The 19,351-nt window shown below is 60.6% G+C and carries 21 protein-coding genes; all 21 read right to left on the reverse strand.

Features of this window, described 5'->3' with window-relative positions; translation table 11 throughout:
- Positions 1 to 145: 145 nt before the first annotated feature.
- The 21 genes from nagZ to QYQ99_RS07010 all read right to left on the reverse strand — a co-directional run bounded on the left by nagZ (position 146) and on the right by QYQ99_RS07010 (position 19,346).
- Positions 146 to 1,237, reverse strand: coding sequence for a beta-N-acetylhexosaminidase (gene nagZ / locus QYQ99_RS06910; RefSeq protein ID WP_302091990.1), 1,092 nt, complete (start codon positions 1,235 to 1,237; stop codon positions 146 to 148).
- Positions 1,238 to 1,293: 56 nt separating this feature from the next.
- Positions 1,294 to 1,689 carry a holo-ACP synthase gene (acpS, locus tag QYQ99_RS06915; RefSeq protein WP_003064212.1) on the reverse strand — a complete coding sequence of 132 codons (396 nt, stop codon included), beginning with the start codon at positions 1,687 to 1,689 and terminating at the stop codon, positions 1,294 to 1,296.
- A 64-nt stretch (positions 1,690 to 1,753) separates the two neighbouring features.
- Positions 1,754 to 2,527, reverse strand: coding sequence for a pyridoxine 5'-phosphate synthase (locus QYQ99_RS06920; RefSeq protein WP_302091991.1), 774 nt, complete (start codon positions 2,525 to 2,527; stop codon positions 1,754 to 1,756).
- The gene (gene recO, locus QYQ99_RS06925; protein WP_302091992.1) at positions 2,524 to 3,303 is read right to left on the reverse strand and encodes a DNA repair protein RecO; all 780 of its coding nucleotides are present in this window, start codon (positions 3,301 to 3,303) and stop codon (positions 2,524 to 2,526) included. Before recO ends, QYQ99_RS06920 begins: the two co-directional genes overlap by 4 nt.
- 145 nt (positions 3,304 to 3,448) lie before the next feature.
- On the reverse strand, positions 3,449 to 4,552 hold the full coding sequence (era, locus tag QYQ99_RS06930) for a GTPase Era (RefSeq protein WP_302091993.1): 1,104 nt from the start codon (positions 4,550 to 4,552) through the stop codon (positions 3,449 to 3,451).
- Positions 4,549 to 5,232 (reverse strand): ribonuclease III, encoded by a 684-nt coding sequence (gene rnc / locus QYQ99_RS06935; RefSeq protein ID WP_302091994.1) that lies wholly within the window; start codon positions 5,230 to 5,232, stop codon positions 4,549 to 4,551. The genes era and rnc overlap by 4 nt, the downstream gene beginning before the upstream one ends.
- Before the next feature lie 9 nt (positions 5,233 to 5,241).
- Complete coding sequence (locus QYQ99_RS06940; RefSeq protein WP_034364897.1) at positions 5,242 to 5,592, reverse strand: DUF4845 domain-containing protein; 351 nt, start codon at positions 5,590 to 5,592, stop codon at positions 5,242 to 5,244.
- Between the two features lie 72 nt (positions 5,593 to 5,664).
- Positions 5,665 to 6,642: a signal peptidase I gene (lepB, locus tag QYQ99_RS06945; protein ID WP_302091995.1), complete on the reverse strand. Its 978-nt coding sequence runs from the start codon at positions 6,640 to 6,642 to the stop codon at positions 5,665 to 5,667.
- Positions 6,642 to 8,450 carry a translation elongation factor 4 gene (gene lepA / locus QYQ99_RS06950; protein ID WP_302091996.1) on the reverse strand — a complete coding sequence of 603 codons (1,809 nt, stop codon included), beginning with the start codon at positions 8,448 to 8,450 and terminating at the stop codon, positions 6,642 to 6,644. The genes lepB and lepA overlap by 1 nt, the downstream gene beginning before the upstream one ends.
- A 429-nt stretch (positions 8,451 to 8,879) precedes the next feature.
- Positions 8,880 to 10,379, reverse strand: a complete 1,500-nt coding sequence (locus tag QYQ99_RS06955; protein WP_302091997.1) for a DegQ family serine endoprotease — start codon at positions 10,377 to 10,379, stop codon at positions 8,880 to 8,882.
- A gap of 258 nt (positions 10,380 to 10,637) precedes the next feature.
- Positions 10,638 to 11,426 carry a sigma-E factor negative regulatory protein gene (locus QYQ99_RS06960; protein WP_302091998.1) on the reverse strand — a complete coding sequence of 263 codons (789 nt, stop codon included), beginning with the start codon at positions 11,424 to 11,426 and terminating at the stop codon, positions 10,638 to 10,640.
- A gap of 27 nt (positions 11,427 to 11,453) precedes the next feature.
- Positions 11,454 to 12,083, reverse strand: coding sequence for an RNA polymerase sigma factor RpoE (gene rpoE / locus QYQ99_RS06965; protein WP_302091999.1), 630 nt, complete (start codon positions 12,081 to 12,083; stop codon positions 11,454 to 11,456).
- Between the two features lie 38 nt (positions 12,084 to 12,121).
- The gene (locus tag QYQ99_RS06970) at positions 12,122 to 12,604 is read right to left on the reverse strand and encodes a hypothetical protein (protein ID WP_302092000.1); all 483 of its coding nucleotides are present in this window, start codon (positions 12,602 to 12,604) and stop codon (positions 12,122 to 12,124) included.
- Between the two features lie 124 nt (positions 12,605 to 12,728).
- Positions 12,729 to 13,976, reverse strand: coding sequence for a beta-ketoacyl-ACP synthase II (fabF, locus tag QYQ99_RS06975; protein ID WP_302092001.1), 1,248 nt, complete (start codon positions 13,974 to 13,976; stop codon positions 12,729 to 12,731).
- Positions 13,977 to 14,012: 36 nt separating this feature from the next.
- Entirely contained in the window at positions 14,013 to 14,252 is a 240-nt protein-coding gene (gene acpP / locus QYQ99_RS06980; RefSeq protein WP_003058049.1) for an acyl carrier protein, read from the reverse strand.
- A 159-nt stretch (positions 14,253 to 14,411) separates the two neighbouring features.
- Positions 14,412 to 15,155 carry a 3-oxoacyl-ACP reductase FabG gene (gene fabG / locus QYQ99_RS06985; RefSeq protein WP_003058052.1) on the reverse strand — a complete coding sequence of 248 codons (744 nt, stop codon included), beginning with the start codon at positions 15,153 to 15,155 and terminating at the stop codon, positions 14,412 to 14,414.
- Positions 15,152 to 16,096: an ACP S-malonyltransferase gene (fabD, locus tag QYQ99_RS06990; protein ID WP_302092002.1), complete on the reverse strand. Its 945-nt coding sequence runs from the start codon at positions 16,094 to 16,096 to the stop codon at positions 15,152 to 15,154. Before fabD ends, fabG begins: the two co-directional genes overlap by 4 nt.
- 51 nt (positions 16,097 to 16,147) lie before the next feature.
- Positions 16,148 to 17,128 (reverse strand): beta-ketoacyl-ACP synthase III, encoded by a 981-nt coding sequence (locus QYQ99_RS06995; RefSeq protein WP_302092003.1) that lies wholly within the window; start codon positions 17,126 to 17,128, stop codon positions 16,148 to 16,150.
- Between the two features lie 8 nt (positions 17,129 to 17,136).
- Positions 17,137 to 18,177 carry a phosphate acyltransferase PlsX gene (gene plsX, locus QYQ99_RS07000; RefSeq protein WP_302092004.1) on the reverse strand — a complete coding sequence of 347 codons (1,041 nt, stop codon included), beginning with the start codon at positions 18,175 to 18,177 and terminating at the stop codon, positions 17,137 to 17,139.
- Positions 18,178 to 18,373: 196 nt separating this feature from the next.
- A complete protein-coding gene (gene rpmF, locus QYQ99_RS07005; protein WP_003058062.1) occupies positions 18,374 to 18,556 on the reverse strand; it encodes a 50S ribosomal protein L32 in 183 nt (60 codons plus the stop codon).
- A gap of 235 nt (positions 18,557 to 18,791) precedes the next feature.
- Complete coding sequence (locus QYQ99_RS07010) at positions 18,792 to 19,346, reverse strand: YceD family protein (protein ID WP_302092005.1); 555 nt, start codon at positions 19,344 to 19,346, stop codon at positions 18,792 to 18,794.
- Between the last annotated feature and the right edge of the window lie 5 nt (positions 19,347 to 19,351).

A 19,351-nucleotide genomic window follows, 5' to 3' on the forward strand; every position in this document is an offset into this window, starting at 1 on the left:
CCGGGCTACTGAGCTCACCCTAAGCCGGCTCGCTGAGGCCAGACTTAAATGTGCGGGACCGCCCTGCCCGGCTGTCGAAAGCCATAAAAAAATCCGCTGCCCTTGCATCAGAGGCAGCGGATGGCGGGGTCGGGCAAGTCCTGGCCTACGGCAGCAGATCCAGCGCCTGCAGGTAGGCGGGCTGGCGCATCAGATCATCCCAGGCCTGGGGTTCGGTATCGGGCAGCAGCGAGACACGGCGCGATTCGGAGTCGATATCGGGCACCCAGCGACCATCGCGCAGTGCGGCATCCATGCCGTCCAGCAACTCGTCCACATGCTCGCCCAGACCCAGGCTCTGGTTGCACAGCAGCACCATGTCGCAGCCTGCATTCAGGGCCGTCAACGCGGCATCGGTGTAGCTGATGAGTGCACCATCGATGCGGCGCGCGCCCTCCATGCTCAGGTCATCACTGAAGATGGCTCCGTCATAGCGCAGGCGGGCGCGCAGGATGTCCTTGAGCCATTTCTCGCTGAAGCCCGCCGGGCGCTTGTCCACCTTGGGATAGATCACATGGGCGGGCATGACGGCGGTCAGCACGCTGGACAGCCAGGGATAGGGCGCGGCGTCTTCGTCGAGGATAGCCGTCAGGCTGCGCTTGTCGACGGGAATGTCCACATGCGAATCGGCCTTCACAAAGCCATGGCCAGGGAAATGCTTGCCGCAATTGCCCATGCCGGCCTGTAACAGGCCGTGCATCAGGCTTTTGGCCAGAGCGGCCACCACGCGCGGGTCGCGGTGAAAGCTGCGGTCACCGATGACCGAGGATTCGCCGTAGTCCAGATCCAGCACAGGCGTGAAGCTGAAGTCCACGCCGCAGGCGCGCAGCTCCGTACCCAGCACATAGCCGGCGGCCGTGGCAGCGTTCATGGCCCGCATGGCGCCGCTGCCTTCGCGGTGCTTTTTGCCCTTACCGTCATCCATCCACATCTCGCCAAAGGCGCGCATCGGCGGAATATGCGTGAAGCCATCGGTGCGAAAGCGCTGCACGCGGCCGCCCTCGTGGTCCACGCTGATCAGCAGGTCGGGCTTGACGGCCTTGATATCGGCGCACAGCTGGACCAGCGTACTGCGGTCTTCCCAGTTGCGCTTGAAGAGAATGATGCCGCCCACCAGCGGATGGGCCAGGCGCGCGCGGTCCACATCGGTCAGCGATGTGCCGGCAATATCAATGATCAGAGGTGCATGCATGCTCATGATTTATATATTTCCATAGCATCCGGCGCTTATAGATAAAGCACTAGAGGCTAATTTCACTCTTTTCTTTCGACGACACAAAAGCTGGCTGCGTAGTCGGATTCATCGGTGACGGACAGGTGCGCCGTCAGATTGTTCTTCTCAAACCACTCCTTGAGTTCGCCATGCAGACGAATCGCAGGCTGGCCGCTGGGCAGCTTGATGACTTCGCAATGGCGCCAGGTCATGGGCATGACCATGCCCATTCCCACGGCCTTGCTGAAAGCCTCCTTGGCCGAAAAGCGCGTGGCCATATAGCGGATGCCGCGCTCGGGCCAGCGCTCGCTGCGCGCCTTCCAGGTCGCCAGCTCGCCATCGGCCAGAACCTTGCGGGCAAAGCGCTCGCCATGCTTTTCCAGGCTGGCGCGAATGCGGCGCACGTCGCAGATATCGGTACCGATGCCGTAAATCATCCATGACTCCTTTTAGAGAAAAAGGCCTAAAACGCTGACCTACAAAGTGCTATCAGCTATCTTTTCAGGAATTTTTGCCAGCCATGCCAGAGTCGATGCAGGCCTGGTAGGCCTTGACAGTCTCGGCATAGCCCAGCTCCAGCGCATCGGCGACCAGAGCGTGGCCGATGGAGACCTCAGCCAGACCAGGCACCCGGGCCACGAAGGCCGCCAGGTTGTCGCGATTGAGGTCATGGCCGGCATTGATGCCCAGTCCTGCATCCAGCGCAGCCTGCGCGGCCCTGGCATAGGCTTGCAGTTGCTGCTCCTGGCCGGCTTGGCCCCAGTTGGCGGCAAAGGGCTCGGTGTAGAGTTCCACGCGGTCGGCGCCGACCGCCTTGGCAGCCGCCATCTGCTCGGGGATGGGATCCATGAACAGGCTCACGCGCACGCCCAGCGCCTTGCATTCGGCAATCAAGGGCTTGAGGCGTTCGGCATCCTGGGGAAAGCTCCAGCCATGGTCGCTGGTGAACTGGTCTTCGCTGTCGGGCACGAACGTGGCCTGATGCGGACGCGTCTGGCGGATGAAATCCATCAGGTTCTGCGTGGGATTGCCTTCGATATTGAACTCGGCCTGAGGCCAGTTTTTGAGCAGCTCATGCAGCTCGAACACATCCTGCGCACGGATATGGCGCTCATCGGGACGCGGGTGAATGGTGATGCCCTGCGCTCCGGCCTCCAGGCAGATCTGCGCCGCACGCGTCACGGAGGGAATGCCCAGATGGCGGGTATTGCGCAGCAGCGCCACCTTGTTGACATTGACCGAAAGCGCGGTGCGTGGGGAGGCAGAGGTATTCATAGCGATTGCAGATCCATCATCAGCTGGCGGGTGCGCAGCATGGTTGAGCCGCAATGGTATTGCAGAAGATGGCGCAATTGCGGCTTCAGGGCCTGGGCCACTTCGGGCTCGGACAGCGCGTTCAGGGTTCTCGGAAACGGCTGCTCGGCCTGCAGCGCCAGCTCTATGCTCTGCCACTGCACGCCGGTCAGGGCCGCGCGTTCGTAGCCAGAAGCCTGGCGCAACCCACCATCGGCCACCAGCGTGTAGCGCAAAACACTGTTGACCTGGCTGAGCGTGGCGCTTTCCTGCCTCAGATCGGGCAGATGGCCGAGTTCGCGCAGCAGCACCAGCTCGAAGGCGCGCAGCACGGGCTCGATGGCCTCGGTCGTGCCGCCATGCTGGCCAGCCAGCACGCGCACCACACCGGCATAGATGTCGAACAGCGCCGTATAAGGGTCGTCGCGTGCCAGCAGGCGCAGCAGCAGCTCGTTCAGGTACATGCCCGACCACAGCGCATCGCCCTGGGGCATGACATGGCCGCCCACCCATTCCGCCCCCTTCAGGCTATGAATCTCGGCATTGCCCTCTGCTCCCAGCGTGTAGCTGAGCTTGAGCGGCTGCAGCGGCAGCAGCACAGGGCGAAAGTTGGAGGTATGGCGCTTGACGCCCTTGGCCGCAAGCGCCACGCGCCCGCGATGGCGTGTGAACACCTCCAGGATCAGGCTGGATTCGCTCCAGTCGTACTGGTGCAGGATGTATGCGGGTTCGTCACCGACGCGTTTGGCGCTAGCCATGACTTGCTCCGTACCACAACAAAAAGGTGAAGGGGGCGGTTTTGCCGCCAGGCCGCCCCAAGGCAAAACCCGGCCTAAGCCGGGTCAGGGCCCCCTCGGGGGGCAGCGAGCACACGCAGTGAGCGAGCGTAGGGGTCAAAAAGTTTTACTCATAGCCGAAGGACCTGACCCGGGCCTCGTCATCGGCCCAGCCGGACTTGACCTTGACCCAGACTTCCAGGAACACCTTGGCGTTGAGCAGCTTTTCCAGTTCCTGGCGGGTTTCGGTGGAAATGCGCTTGAGGCGCTCGCCACCCTGGCCGATCACCATGGCCTTGTGACCGTCGCGCTCGACCACGATGGTGGCGGCAACGCGCATGAAGCGGCCGAACTTGGGGCTGGGCTCCTCTTCGAACTTGTCGATGACCACCGTCGAGGTGTAGGGAAGCTCGTCGCCCGTGAAGCGGAACAGCTTCTCGCGCAGGGTCTCGGAAGCCAGGAACTTCTCGCTGCGGTCGGTCAGTTCGTCCTCACCGTAGAACCAGGGCTGCTGCGGCAGGTATTTGGCGCAGATGCCATACATGCGCTCGATATCCTTTTTGTTCTTGGCCGACATGGGCACGAACTCGGCAAAAGGATGGCGCTCCTGCATATCGCGCAGCCAGGGCGCGATCTCGGCGCGTCGACCCACGGTATCGAGCTTGTTGGCGATCAAGAGCGTGGGAATGCCTGGCTTGAACAGGCTAAGCACCTTGGCATCGGCCAGCGTGAAGCTGCCCGCCTCCACCACGAACAGAATCAGGTCCACATCGCCGATCGCGCCCATCACAGTCTTGTTGAGCGACTTGTTCAGGGCGGTGGAATGCTTGGTCTGGAAACCGGGGGTATCCACAAAGACGAACTGGGTCTCGTCCTTGGTGCGGATGCCGGTGATGCGGTGGCGCGTGGTCTGTGCCTTGCGCGAAGTGATGGAGATCTTCTGACCCACCAGTGCGTTCATCAGCGTGGACTTGCCCACATTGGGCTTGCCGACGATGGCGATCAGGCCGCAGCGCTGCTCTTCGGGCGCGTAGACGCGCGCCGGAGCTTCTTCCTCCTGGTCGCGGATGGCGGTCGGCGTGCTGCCCGGCTTGGCAGCAGCCAGCATGGCGCTGATGTAGTCCAGGTTGGGGTCGCTGATATCGGTAGTCACAGACTTGGGACCTTTTTGGCCCTTGGCTTTTTCTGCACCTGCGGTGCCCGCTATCTTTTTCTTAGCAGCATCGGTCATGGATTTTTGGCTTTCACTTTTTCCAGCAAGGCAGCGGCGGCTGCCTGCTCGCCCATGCGTCGGGATGCTCCCGAGCCCTGGGCGCTGATATTCCATTCGGCAATCGTGCACTCGACCTTGAAGGTCTGCTTGTGCGCCGCGCCACTGATTTCCACCACATGGTATTGCGGCAGCTTCATGCGCTTGCCCTGTAGCAATTCCTGCAGTGCGGTCTTGGGGTCTTTGTCGGCCGCACGCATGTGGGGATTGATGTCCACGCCCTCGAAGAGGTGGTGGACGACTGTCTCGCCGGCGGCAAAACCGGCATCGAGGTAGACGGCTCCGATCAGCGCCTCCACGGCATCGGCCAGGATGGACGGGCGCTGCTTGCCACCGGACTTGGCTTCGCCCTCACCCAGACGCAGCAGATCGGGCAACTGCAGCTTCAGCGCAATCTTGTGCAGCGTGCCTTCCTTGACGAGATTGGCCCGAACACGCGACAGATCGCCTTCGGGCATGGAGGCCAGCTTGGCATAGAGCAAGCTGGAGATGGCCAGACTGAGCACCGAGTCGCCCAGAAACTCCAGTCGCTCGTTGTTGTCGGCCGAAAAGCTGCGGTGCGTGATGGCACGCTGCAGCAGCGCCGGGTTGGCAAATTGATGTTGCAGCCTTTGCTGCAGAGCGACTAGAGCAGGTTCCACCTGAAAGGTCTATTTCTTGAAACGGTAAACAAGGTAGGCAGGGCCTGCCAGATGAATCTCACGGGAATACTCGAAGCCCACGACGATCTTGTCGTTGACCTTGGTCACGTTCAGATCGTTGCCGGAGATGGACTTGAAATCATCAATGGAGGCCGAACGATCAAAGCTGGCCTTGACTTCGGCAACGCTACTGCCTTCAGCGGCGGCCTTGTTGGCCGCCTTGGTGATGGCCTGGTACTCCAGGAAGACGGGCACCGATTGTGCGCCAATTGCGGCAACCGCCACGATGATGGCCACGAGAAACACCAGACCGATGAAGGACAGACCACGCTGCCTGGAGCGCAATGCCAGATTTTTCATGCTTTTCCCCTCTGAAGCCGGGCATGTTTCTGCCCGTGTATCCCAGAAAAATGACGAAACGATTGCCGGGGTTCAGTGGAAGCGGCCGATACGGCTCAGATCACCGAAGTTCATCCAGACAAAAAATGCCTTGCCCACGATGTTCTGGTCCGGCACAAAGCCCCAGTAGCGCGAGTCCAGCGAGTTGTCGCGGTTGTCGCCCATCATGAAGTAGTACCCTTCGGGCACCTTGCAGGTCACGCCTTCAACGCTGTAGCGGCAGTTTTCCTTGTACTCGAAGTTGCTCGCTCCCTGAATGAAGGCCGGCACATCGTTGTTGACGATGGTACGGTGCGGCTGCTCGCCCAGGGTTTCCTCGAACTGCTTGAAGTAACGCATCACGTCACGGTCCAGAAAGTCCGGCAGCTCGCGGGTGGGCAGCTCCTTGCCGTTGATGCTCAGACGCTTGTTGATATAGGCCACCTCATCGCCGGGCACGCCCACCACACGCTTGATGTAGTCCAGCGTGGGCTGGGGCGGGTAGCGGAACACCATCACATCGCCACGCTGGGGCTTGTTGCCTTCGGTGATCTTCTTGTTGATCACGGGCAGACGGATGCCGTAGGTGAATTTGTTGACCAGGATCAGGTCGCCCACCATCAGCGTCGGAATCATGGAGCCCGAGGGAATCTTGAACGGCTCGAACAGGAAGGAGCGCAGCACGAAGACGATGGCGATCACCGGGAACAGACCGGCGGTCCAGTCCAGCCACCAGGGCTGCATGAGGATGCGGTCCCTGGCGTCGTCGGAGACCTCGATGTCTGTCTTGGCGATGCCCATGCGGTCCAGCTCGGCGCGGCGCTCGACCGCAGCCTGCTCCAGAGCGGCCGCAGCCGCTCGGCGCCGCGGCCAGAAGTAAAAGCGCTCGGCCAGCCAGTACACGCCGGTCACCACGGTTGCCAGAAACAGCAGCAATGCGAAGTTGCCTTCGATGGAGCCGGTGTACCAGGCAGCGATATAGCCTACAAAGGCCGCCAGGATGGCGGCCGTGATCCACTGCATGACTTGCATCAATCCTCCACTTGCAGAATGGCCAGGAAGGCTTCCTGCGGCACTTCTACCGAACCAATCTGCTTCATACGCTTCTTGCCGGCCTTCTGCTTTTCGAGCAGCTTGCGCTTGCGCGTGATGTCGCCGCCATAGCACTTGGCCAGCACGTTCTTGCGCATGGCCTTGACGGTCTCGCGCGCAATGATGTTGGCGCCGATGGCAGCCTGAATGGCCACATCGAACATCTGGCGGCTGATGATCTCGCGCATCTTCGCGACCACGGCGCGGCCGCGATACACGGACTGCGAGCGGTGCACGATGATGGACAAGGCATCGACCTTCTCGCCGTTGAGCAAGATATCGACCTTCACCACGTCGGAAGCGCGGTACTCCAGGAACTCATAGTCCATGGAGGCATAGCCGCGCGACACGGACTTGAGCTTGTCGAAGAAGTCCAGCACGATTTCGCCCAGCGGCATTTCATAGGTCAGCATGACCTGACGACCGTGGTAGGCCATGTTCTTCTGCACGCCGCGCTTCTGGTTGGCCAGCGTCATCACCGGGCCGACATAGTCTTGCGGCATGTAAAGATGCACGGTCACGATGGGCTCGCGGATTTCTTCCATGCGGCCCTGATCGGGCATCTTGGAGGGGTTTTCCACCTGGATGACTTCGCCGTCGGCCTTGACCACTTCGTACACCACGCTAGGGGCTGTGGTGATCAGGTCCTGATCGAACTCGCGCTCCAGGCGTTCCTGCACGATTTCCATGTGCAGCAGGCCCAGGAAGCCGCAGCGGAAGCCAAAGCCCAGCGCCTGCGAGACTTCGGGCTCGAACTGCAGCGCCGCATCGTTGAGCTGCAGCTTTTCCAGCGCATCACGCAACTGGTCGTATTCAGAGGCTTCGGTAGGGTACAGACCCGCAAACACCTGGGGCTTGACTTCCTTGAAGCCGGGCAAGGCCTTCTCGGCCGGGCCCAGGTTGTTGGGTAGCTTCTTTTCCAGCGTGACGGTGTCACCCACCTTGGCGGCCTTCAACTCCTTGATGCCGGCAATGATGTAGCCCACCTCACCGGCCTTGAGCGCATCGCGCGGCTGGTTGGCAGGGGTGAACACGCCGATGTTGTTGGCTTCATAGGCTGCGCCTGTGGCCATCATCTTGAAGCGCTCGCCCTTCTTGAGCTGACCGTCGACCACGCGCACCAGCATCACGACGCCCACGTAGGGGTCGAACCAGCTGTCCACGATCATGGCGCGCAGCGGGCCGTCGGGATTGCCCTTGGGGGCAGGAACCTTGGCCACGATGGCTTCCAGGATCTCGTCGATACCCATGCCGGTCTTGGCCGAGCAGGGAATGGCGTCGCTGGCATCAATGCCGATCACGTCCTCGATCTCGGCCTTGGCGTTCTCGGGATCGGCCTGGGGCAGGTCCATCTTGTTGAGGACGGCGAACACCTCCACGCCCAGATCGAGCGCGGTGTAGCAATTGGCCACGGTCTGGGCCTCCACGCCCTGGGAGGCATCGACCACCAGCAGGCCGCCTTCGCAGGCCGACAGCGAGCGCGAGACTTCGTAGGAGAAGTCCACGTGGCCGGGGGTGTCGATCAGGTTCAGGTTGTAGACCTGACCATCCTTGGCCTTGTACTGCAGGGCCGCGGTCTGGGCCTTGATGGTGATGCCGCGCTCTTTCTCGATGTCCATCGAGTCCAGCACCTGGGCTTCCATATCGCGGTCGGCAAGGCCTCCGCAGCGCTGGATCAGGCGGTCCGCCAGAGTGGACTTGCCATGGTCAATGTGCGCAATGATGGAGAAATTACGGATGTGATTCATCAACGAGAAAGACAGCTTTGGAATTGAAAAAAGTGGCCTGCAGCAGCAAGAAAAAAGGGCGCGTCCCTCAAGCGGCGCGCCCTTAACCAACAATCTCTGGCAACTGCGATAGTTGGGACTTTATTGTAGGCAAAACTGGCCGCAAGCCAAGACCCGGCAAGGCTTGACAAGTTTCGGTTTGTGATTTTCGAATTCATTTATCAACAAATTATCCACAAACCGGAAAACACTGTTTAGCCATCAGCAGCCGGAGATTGCAAAGGCTTTTGCACCGCTTGAAAACCGCCTGTCAGCGTGATTTTTTGCGTCCAACCACCATGCATTTGCGTGGGATTCTACCCAATGGCATAGGGACACTGACAGGCTGAGGGCTTGTTGTCATTTCAGATCACGAAATGGCAACAAGCCCATGCAGGCTTTTCACCACAGTTATTTGGCAGGGCGAATCAATACATACTGCGCCCAGTCACCACGGCGCACCAGTACATTGACGGGTTTGGACTTGTCGGCCTTGGCCCAGGCAGCCTCGAAGCTCTTGAGATCGGAGACTTCCGCATTCGCCAGTTGCAGGATCACATCGCCTTCACGCAAGCCGGCACGGGCTGCGGCATCCACCGCAGCCGCCACGCGCACGCCGCCCTTGATGGCCAGCTCCTTCTTCTGTGCAGACGTCAGCTCGCTCAGCGTCAGACCCAGCGACTTGTTCTCCAGCGTGCCGGATGGAGTCTTGCCTGCACCGCTGCTGCCAGCCTTGGTCTTGGCTGATTCGTCGGAAGGCACTTCGGCAATCACCATGCTCAACTCCTTGAGCTTGCCACGGCGCAGCACGGTAATGGCGCTCTTGGTGCCTGGCTTGGTATTTCCTACGAGACGCGGCAGATCGGAGACCTTCTCGATGGCTTTGCCATCGAACTTGGTGATCACGTCGCCCGCCTCCACGCCGGCCTTTGCGGCAGGGGAGTCCGGCTCGACGGCCGACACCAGAGCGCCTTCTGGCTTGCCCAGGCCTATGGACTCGGCCACATCCTTGGTCACGGGACCGATCTGCACGCCTATACGGCCGCGCGTGACCTTGCCGGTGGCACGCAGTTGATCGCTGACACGAATCGCTTCATCGGCGGGAATCGCAAAGCTGATACCCATGAAACCGCCCGAGCGCGAATAGATCTGGCTGTTGATCCCCACCACCTCTCCGCGCATATTGATCAGCGGGCCACCCGAGTTGCCGGGATTGATGGCCACATCGGTCTGGATGAAGGGCAGGTAGTCTCCGGTGTCGCGCTGCTTGGCCGAGACAATGCCGGCTGTGACCGAATTTTCGAGTCCGAAGGGCGAGCCTATCGCCATGACCCACTCGCCCACGCGCAGCTTGCTCACATCGCCGATCTTGACCGCGGGAAGCCCCTTGGCATCGATCTTGACCACGGCGACATCGGTACGCTTGTCTGCGCCGACTATTTTTGCCTTGAACTCGCGCTTGTCCGTCAGCGTGACAATGACTTCGTCTGCGCCGTCGACCACATGGGCATTGGTCATCACATAGCCGTCAGCCGTAAGGATGAAGCCAGAGCCCACGCCACGGGGCTGCTCCTCCTCTGATTGACCGCCCTTGGGCGAACGCTGACGCGGCACATTGGGCACGGGAAGGCCGAAGCGGCGAAAGAACTCCAGCATATCCTCATCCATGCCCAGAGCTTCGGCGCTGTTGTTGGAGACCTTCTCCAGCGTTCGAATGTTGACCACCGAAGGTCCGACCTGATCGACCAGATCCGTGAAGTCCGGCAGACCGCGCGCCGTTGCAGCACTTTGGGCATGAGCAGCCGTAACCGGCAGCATGCCTCCTGCGGCCAGAGCCGCGATCGCCATCGCACTGGCAATGGCTGTAGCCGAAACACGGGATTTGAGCGTCGTCCAGGCTGGTGTGCGCATCGTTTTTATTCCTTGTTCGAGTCGTCTGACAGAACGGGTCGCCAAATCAGACCCATGAGAGAAAATAGGTGAGAGCATTGAAACGCTTTCTGGCAAAAGCCGCCATCGACTGAAAGCGCTCCGGCCCTTCAAATTGGGCGCAGATGAAACAGTATCTGCGCCCAACTGATCCTAAATCAATAGCTGCGTACGCAAGCCGGGAAAAAGCCTAGACCTGAAACCATGCATTTCAGGCCAAGACTGCTGTGTGGAAAAGCATCAATGGCGGGTGGCCGTGGCAAAGCTTGCATTGCGCAAAAAGCTGGCCGGCATCTGCAGATTGGGCGCGCTGCTTTGCTGAGGGTGAGAAGCCAGCAATTCGTCCAGACGCGGATCGCGCAGCATCACGGTCTGGCCGTTGGGACCAGCAACTGCCACCACAGTGGAAGACTGGGCCTCCGAACCCAAGGGCATGGCTGTCTCTTCACTGTCCGAAACGGGCTGGCTCAAGCCCAGCGATGCGGCAGGCGCAGCGGCCACTACGGCATTCGGGCTCAGAGCAGCGAGCTGCGCCCCACCCTGGCGGCCGTACAGTCCCCCCGAGCCTGCGAGCATGACCCCCCAGCCAACGGCGGCCACGGCAGCAACCGAAGCAAAGCCGGCAGCCATCTTCCAGCGAAAGACCGATGCATTGGCCGCCTGACGGGCAGGCAGGCTGACCACGGTTGCGCCGTTGCCCTGAGCCTGCCCGCGCTCCTCGGCTGCGGTGATCTGTTCCAGACCGCCCAAACCCAGGGAGCTGGCTGCATCTGCGGTCACACCGGGCAGATGAATGCCGCGGATCGGCTCGCGCTCCATATGAGCGCGCACGCGGCTCAGAATATCGTGCTGACTGTGATGGGCCAGCTCGGGAGAACGCAGCACATCGCCAATCAGGTGATACATGGCCCAGGAATGCTGGCCTTCGTCGCTTTCCGCATAGGAAAGCACGTCCTGCATCTGGACCGAGGAAGTCTCGCCATCCACCAGGGCCGACAACTGTTCCTGCTTGATCAGATCGTCATTCATGAAGTTCACCTGCTCGTCTTGCCTGTACTACCAACGCTTTCCACCCTGGCGCTCCAGCAGGGGCTTGACCCTGGCCGAAATCGCCTCGCGTGCCCGAAAGATGCGCGAGCGCACCGTGCCTATGGGACAGTCCATCGCCTGCGCGATTTCCTCATAGCTGAGCCCCTCGATTTCGCGCAGCGTGACCGCCTGGCGCAAATCCTCGGGCAAAGCCTCCATGGCGGCATTGACGGCTTCGGCAATTTCACGCGCCGCCAACACTGTTTCCGGGGTTTCCTGAGTCGTTAGTTCCTGTCTGTGAAAAGAAGTTTCATCCTCATCGTCCCCAGCGTGTAACGCGCTCTCGGTCATCACCGGCGAGCGATGCATTTCCATCAATGCCTTCTTGGCCGTGTTGACGGCAATGCGGTACAGCCAGGTGTAGAACTGGGCCTCGCCGCGAAACTGGTGCAAGGCCTTGTAGGCGCGGATGAAGGTTTCCTGCGTGATGTCGGGCACCAGGTCGACATCGCGCACCATGCGGCCCACCAGACGCTCGATGCGGCGCTGGTACTTGATGACCAGCAGCTCAAAAGCCCGTGTGTCGCCAGCATTGGCTCGTTCGACCAGAGCCAGATCGCTGTCGGCAGAGGGAGTGGGAAAATCGGGAGGTGTCATGAAAGGCCAAGCGGCGTGCTGCCATAACCGGCGAAGGCCTAGCCTTGCTCTGCCAGCGGCACGATGGAGGAATATACCGCACGCCGCAAGTCTCCCCATTGCTCGGGGCTGTGTCGTTGGGACAGGAAAATCCATAGCACCTTGCGCCTTCCGCCCTTGGTCCTGAACACGAAAGCATCCGAAACACTGAGCCAAAGCCAGTGGCCACCATCAAACCCCACCGCCAGCCGCACAGGCAGTGACCGAGCGGTTGACAGGTTTTCGGCCTCCAGCAACCAATGCTCGCCATTCCAGAGCAGACGTCCTTGCGGCCAGTTGCGCCACTGCCCGTAAAGCAGCACCGCGGCCAGGATCAAGGCCGGTAAAGCCAGCAGCACCTGCAACCAGCCCGATTGGACTTGCAGGCACCAGACCAGCAGAGCCATCAGCAGGAGCATCCCGGTCAGCGCCAGCCCCCCTCCGGCCCAGCTAGGCCGGACAAAGACATAGGCAACAGCTGGAGCATGGTAGCGAGCACTCATGGGCCGACCATGTGCGAAAACCCGGCTGCAGCAAAGCTAGGGAAAGCACGATCAAGCCGCACATAGAACAAAGCCCGCAAGGCCAGGGCCGGTGCGGGCTTGCGCAGAAGCGGCTCGACGCGACTCAGACGCGCTTGAAGACCAGTGTGCCGTTGGTGCCACCGAAACCGAAGTTGTTCTTCACGGCGACTTCCAGCTTGGCGTCACGCGCTGTGTTGGCGCAATAGTCCAGATCGCACCCGGGATCCTGGTTCACCAAATTGATGGTCGGAGGAATCTTCTGGTCGTGCAGCGCCATCACGGTGAAAACGCTCTCGATGCCACCAGCACCACCCAGCAGGTGACCCGTCATGGACTTGGTCGAGCTGACCACCAGATTCTTCTTGGCGAACTCACCCATGGCCGCCTTGATGGCATTGGATTCGTTCGCATCGCCCAGCGGTGTGGACGTGCCGTGCGCATTCAGGTAGTTGACCTGATCCTGGTTCACACCGGCATTGCGCAAAGCATTGAGCATGGCGCGGCGGGGGCCGTCCATATTGGGAGCCGTCATGTGACCGGCGTCGGCACTCATGCCAAAGCCAGCCAGCTCCGCGTAAATCTTGGCGCCACGGGCCTTGGCGTGTTCGTACTCTTCGAGCACCAGCACGCCAGCACCTTCACCGAGCACAAAACCGTCACGGTCCTTGTCCCAGGGGCGCGAAGCAGCCTTCGGGTCATCGTTGCGCGTTGACAGCGCACGCATGGCAGCAAAGCCGCCGACACCCAGAGGCGAAACAGTGGCTTCCGTGCCACCGGCCACGACGATGTCTGCATCGCCGTATTCGATCATGCGTCCGGCTTCGCCGATGCAGTGCAGGCCTGTGGTGCAGGCTGTCACTATCGACAGATTCGGCCCCTTGAAGCCAAATCGCATGGACACATGCCCTGCCACCATATTGATGATGGAAGCAGGCACGAAGAACGGCGTGATGCGGCGAGGACCGCGGGCAGCCAGTTCTGCGTGAGTGTTCTCGATCAGCGGCAGGCCGCCAATGCCCGAGCCGATCACGCAGGCAATGCGTGTGGCCAGGTCTTCGGACAGGGCTTCGCCTGTGGGCAGGCCTGCGTCCAGAACGGCTTGCTCCGCAGCCGCGATGCCGTAATGAATGAAGGTATCCATGGAGCGCGCATCTTTGGCGCTCATGTACTTCTCCACATCAAATCCCTTGACCTCACCTGCAATCTTGCAGGAGAAGTTCGACGCATCGAACTTGGTGATGAGGTCAATACCGGACTGGCCGGCCAAAAGATTGGCCCAGGCTTCGCCCACCGTGTTACCCACGGGGGAGATGCAGCCTAGACCGGTCACGACAACGCGACGACGGCTCATGCGTTCAAACCTTTAACTGATCGCTGAAAAAAGACCTTAGGCCTTTTGGTGGGTATTGGCGTAGTCGATGGCGTTTTGCACCGTCGTGATCTTCTCTGCGTCTTCGTCAGGGATCTCGATGCCGAATTCATCTTCCAGGGCCATCACCAGTTCCACTGTGTCCAGGGAGTCAGCGCCCAGGTCAGCCACGAAGGCCTTTTCGTTGGTCACTTGGGACTCTTCAACGCCGAGTTGTTCGGCAATGATTTTTTTGACACGTGCTTCGATATCGCTCATGGTTTCCCTCAGGGGGTTGTGAATGAACCCGCGATTCTAGCCGTTTCGGGAGAAGCCCCTTGGCGGCTGGCCGTCGCGAGGAAACGGCCACTGAACTTGCAAAAGTGTTCAGCTTCTGGCAGCAAGTGCGACAAACACCGCGCAAACTGCCGAAATTTCTTACATGTACATGCCGCCGTTGACGTGCAATTCCTGCCCCGTCACATAGCCGGCACCGGCAGAAGCCAGATAGGCCACCGCATGCGCGATGTCGCTGGGCTGCCCCAGATCGCCCATGGCGATCTGCGCCTTGAGCGCAGCCTTCTGCGCCTCTGGCAGATCTGCCGTCATGTCCGTGGCGATGAAGCCGGGAGCCACGCAGTTCACGGTGATGCCTCGGCTGCCCAGTTCCTTGGCCAGGGCACGGGTCATGCCTGCCACGCCAGCCTTGGCTGCAGCGTAGTTGGCCTGACCGGCATTACCCGAGGCGCCGACCACGCTGGTGATGCTGATGATGCGGCCGAAACGCTGCTTCATCATGGGACGAATAGCCGCACGGCTGACTCGGAAAACAGCCTTCAGATTGGTGTCGGTGACTGCATCCCAATCGTCATCCTTCATGCGCATCGCCAGGGTATCGCGGGTAATGCCTGCGTTATTGACCAGCACATGCAGGCCACCGTCATTCTTGACGATGGAGTCGATCAGGGCATCCACGGCAGCGCCGTCAGTCACGTTCAGCGTGACACCACGGCCACCGAAGGCGGACAGAGCCTGGCTGATCTTTTCAGCGCCAGCATCCGATGTGGCCGTGCCGATCACTTGATAGCCCTTGGAGGCCAGCTCCTGCGCGATGGCGGCACCAATGCCACGGGTGGCACCGGTGACCAGGGCAACCTGGGGCTTGGTCTGGTTATCTGTCATGCGAGCAATTCTTTCACGTCAGCCAGGCTGGCTGTATCAAACAGGGGAGCACCCGTCAGGTCGGCGTCAATACGCTTGACCATGCCGGCCAGCACCTTGCCGGGTCCACATTCCACGATGTGGGTCACGCCGCGAGCCTTGATGGCCTGCACGCACTCCACCCAGCGCACCGGGCCAAAGGCCTGACAGTACAGGGCATCGCGAATCGCATCAGCGTCCGTTTGGACGGTCACGTCGATATTGTTGATGACGGGAATCAATGGAGCGGCCAGTGTCAGCTCGGCCAGCGCGGCCTTGAGCTTTTCTGCAGCGGGCTTCATCAGGCTGGAGTGGAAAGGTGCGGAGACCGGCAGAGGCAGGGCACGCTTGGCGCCGGCCGCCTTGACCGCTTCGCAGGCCTTTTCCACGGCCAGCTTGCTGCCGGCGATCACGGTCTGGCCAGGGTCGTTGAAGTTCACGGCTTCCACCACTTCAGCGCCGCCCAGCTGGGCCGTCACTTCGGCACAGACTGCCTTGACCTTTTCGGCATCCAGCGCCAGCACGGCCGCCATGCCGCCCGCGCCCACAGGCACGGCATCCTGCATGGCAGCGGCGCGCAGACGCACCAGGGGTGCGGCCTGAGCCAGCGTCAGCACGCCGGAAGCAACCAGCGCCGAGTACTCGCCCAGGGAGTGACCGGCCACGGCATCGGGCAGCGCGCCGCCTTCGGCCTGCCAGACACGCCAGGCCGCCACACCGGCCACCAGCATCACGGGCTGGGTATTGGTCGTCAGCGCCAGCGCTTCCTTGGGGCCTTGCTTGATCAGCAGGCCCACATCCTCACCCAGAGCTTCGGAGGCCTCGGCTACGGTCTGAGCCACGACAGGATGATCACCCCAGCCGTCCAGCATGCCTACGGACTGAGAGCCCTGGCCAGGAAATACAAATGCGAATTTCTTCATATTTCTTAGTATAAAAACTGCCTTAAACGCTTATCCAGATTGCGCTTACAGCTACATCTTGAGGAGCACAGCACCCCAAGTGAAGCCGCCACCCACGCCTTCGAGCAACACGGTCTGGCCTTTTTTGACCTGGCCGCTGCGCACGCCATGGTCCAGCGCCAGGGGAATCGACGCCGCAGAGGTGTTGCCATGCTGGTCGACAGTCACCACCACCTTGTCCATGGACAGCTTGAGCTTTCGCGCCGTGCTTTGCATGATGCGGATATTGGCCTGATGCGGAATCAGCCAATCGATGTCGGCATCCGTCAGACCTGCCTTTTCCAGCGCGGAGCGAGCCGCCTTGTCCAGCACGCTCACCGCCAGCTTGAACACGGCCTGACCATCCATCTTGAGCAAGGGATCGCCCAGCACATTGCCGCCGGAGACATTGCCCGGCACGCAGAGAATGCCGACATGGCTGCCATCGGCGTGCAGCTCGGTGGACAGGATGCCTGGCTCGTCGGAGGCCTCCAGCACCACGGCGCCTGCGCCATCACCGAACAGCACGCAGGTCGTGCGGTCGTTGAAATCCAGGATGCGGCTGAAGACTTCGGAGCCCACCACCAGCACGCGCTTGGCAGCGCCGGTCTGGATCATGGAATCGGCCACCGCCAGGGCATAGACGAAACCGCTGCACACCGCCTGCACATCAAAGGCTGGGCAACCGTTGCTGATGCCCAGCTTGTGCTGCAGGATGGCGGCCGTCGAGGGAAACACCATGTCCGGGGTGGACGTTGCGACAATGATCAGATCAATATCCGAAGCCTCTATGCCTGCAGCCTCGATGGCGTTGCGACTGGCTTCCAGAGCCAGGTCGCTGCTGGTCACATCGGGCTCGGCAAAGTGGCGAGCACGAATGCCGGTGCGCTCGACGATCCACTCGTCCGAGGTTTCCAGGCCGCGCTGAGCCAGCTCGGCTGCGAGGTCGTTGTTGGTCAGGCGGCGGGGCGGCAGGTAACTGCCGGTACCAATGATGCGTGCGTAGCGTCTCATGTCTTCTATCAGGGCGCCGAAGTTCCAGATTCCGTCTGTGCTGCCAGTAGCAATGGTGCGGCAGCAGCAATACGGCTGCGGACACGGTCAAGCAGGTTGTTGCGTGCCGCATCATACGCGCGGTTCAAAGCATGCTCGAATGCCATTGCATCGGCCGAGCCATGGCTTTTGAAGACCAGCCCGCGCAGACCCAGCAATGCAGCGCCGTTGTAACGACGGTGATCAACACGCTTCATCAGCGCAGATAACACCGGATAGGCAATGATGGCAGCAATCTTGGTGAAGATGTTGCGCTTGAACTCTTCCTTGAGAATCCCCGAGATCATCGAGGCGACCCCCTCGGTGGTCTTGAGCGCAACGTTACCAACGAAACCATCGCACACGACAATATCCACCACACCCTTGAAGGTGTCGTTGCCTTCCACATTGCCGTAGAAGTTGAGGTTGCCCGCTTCGCCTGCGGCGCGCAGCAGCTCTCCCGCACGCTTGATGACTTCACTGCCCTTGATCAGCTCTTCACCGATGTTGAGCAGGCCGACGCTGGGCGCCTCCGTGTTCTTGAGCGCCGACACCAGGGCCGAACCCATGACCGCAAACTGAAGCAGATGCTCCGCCGTGCAGTCCACATTGGCCCCCAGGTCCAACATGGTGGTGTCGCTACCCTTGGCGTTGGGCAAACCAAAGGCAATGGCAGGACGGTCAATGCCATCCAGCGTCTTGAGCAGATAGCGCGAGATCGCCATCAGCGCCCCGGTATTGCCCGCCGACACTGCAGCCTGAGCCGCACCATTCTTGACCTGCTGCACGGCCACGCGCATGGACGAGTCCTTTTTCTTGCGCAGGGCGATTTCCACAGGATCATCCATGCTCACCACTTCCGTGGCGGGGACGACGGTCACACGCTCGTGTTTGAAGCCAGCCAACTCATCGGCCTTGCCGACCAGCAGCAAATGCACATCGGGGTGTAAATTCAGAAACTGACGACACGCGGCCAGCGTGACGCGGGGGCCATGATCGCCCCCCATGCAGTCAACAGCCAAAGTAATCATGGGCGACTGACAGGTCCAATCGGGTTTGGGGTGATGAACTGAACGGTCCTGAGACCACAACAGGAGTTATTTGCAAAACCAGTCCCGGAATTGTGCAGCAAGGGCGGCCATGACTGATTTTGCAAATATCCCTATAAAAACAAAAGCCTGTTGCTACAAAAAATGTAGCAACAGGCTTTGCGAATGCAGTCGTCGCTTAGGCTTCGGACTTGTTCTTCAGCACTTGACGGCCACGGTACACGCCGTTGGGGCTGATGTGGTGGCGCAGGTGTGTTTCGCCAGTGGTGGCTTCAACAGCGATGCCAGGCACATTCAGTGCATTGTGCGAACGGTGCATGCCGCGCTTGGAGGGAGACTTCTTGTTTTGCTGAACAGCCATGATGGCTCCTGTGTATCTTGAAAGGGTTGGTAACACGACCTACACAGCAAGACCGGGCAAAAAACTCTGCCTTTCGACACCCTCAGCGAGAGGGCGCCCTTGACCGTGCAAGTCCTAAAAAAACGCGATCAGCCCATTAAAGACACGAGGGGGTTTCGCGCGAAGCTCACGATTATAGCGCAAACGCTTTTCGCGGCCCAGGCAAAATCAAATCCCCACCGTGCCATGGGATGGATCAGTCGGCAGACTTGCCTACATTGAGAGATTGCAGCACGGCAAAAGGGTTTTCCTTTTGCTCACTGGCCTGCTCGAAGGCGTCATCGCTGACCTCTAGCTTGACGGGGACCGGGCAGACCTCATGGCGAGGCACTACAGGCACTTCCATCAGCAACTCGTCCTCGATCAACTCCAGCAGATTGAACTCGCTGCTCAATGCCAGCACATCCTCATCGCTGTCGTCATCTTCCAGCTCTGCCGTCTCTTCGTCCGGAACGAAGCGAAATGACCGATCCACGTAAAGGGGAATATCGGCCTCGGTCAGGCAGCGCTGACAGGTCAGCGGCAAAGCCACCTCGGCACTCAGGTGCAGCCACACATGGCCGCTGCCGCCTTTTTGCTCAACCAGCTCGCCTTCGGCTTCCCAGCGCACCAGGGGCTGCTCTCCAGTAATCGCCAACGCATCGGCCGCCAGACGCTTGAAGTCCGACAACGGTGCCTGACCATGCACATGACCTGCAGCCTGCGCGAATGCACGCACGTCCAGCCGGGTCGCAGAAAAATCCTTGCTCATGCAGC

The sequence above is a fragment of the Comamonas testosteroni genome, from assembly GCF_030505195.1.
Lineage (GTDB): Bacteria > Pseudomonadota > Gammaproteobacteria > Burkholderiales > Burkholderiaceae_C > Comamonas > Comamonas testosteroni_G.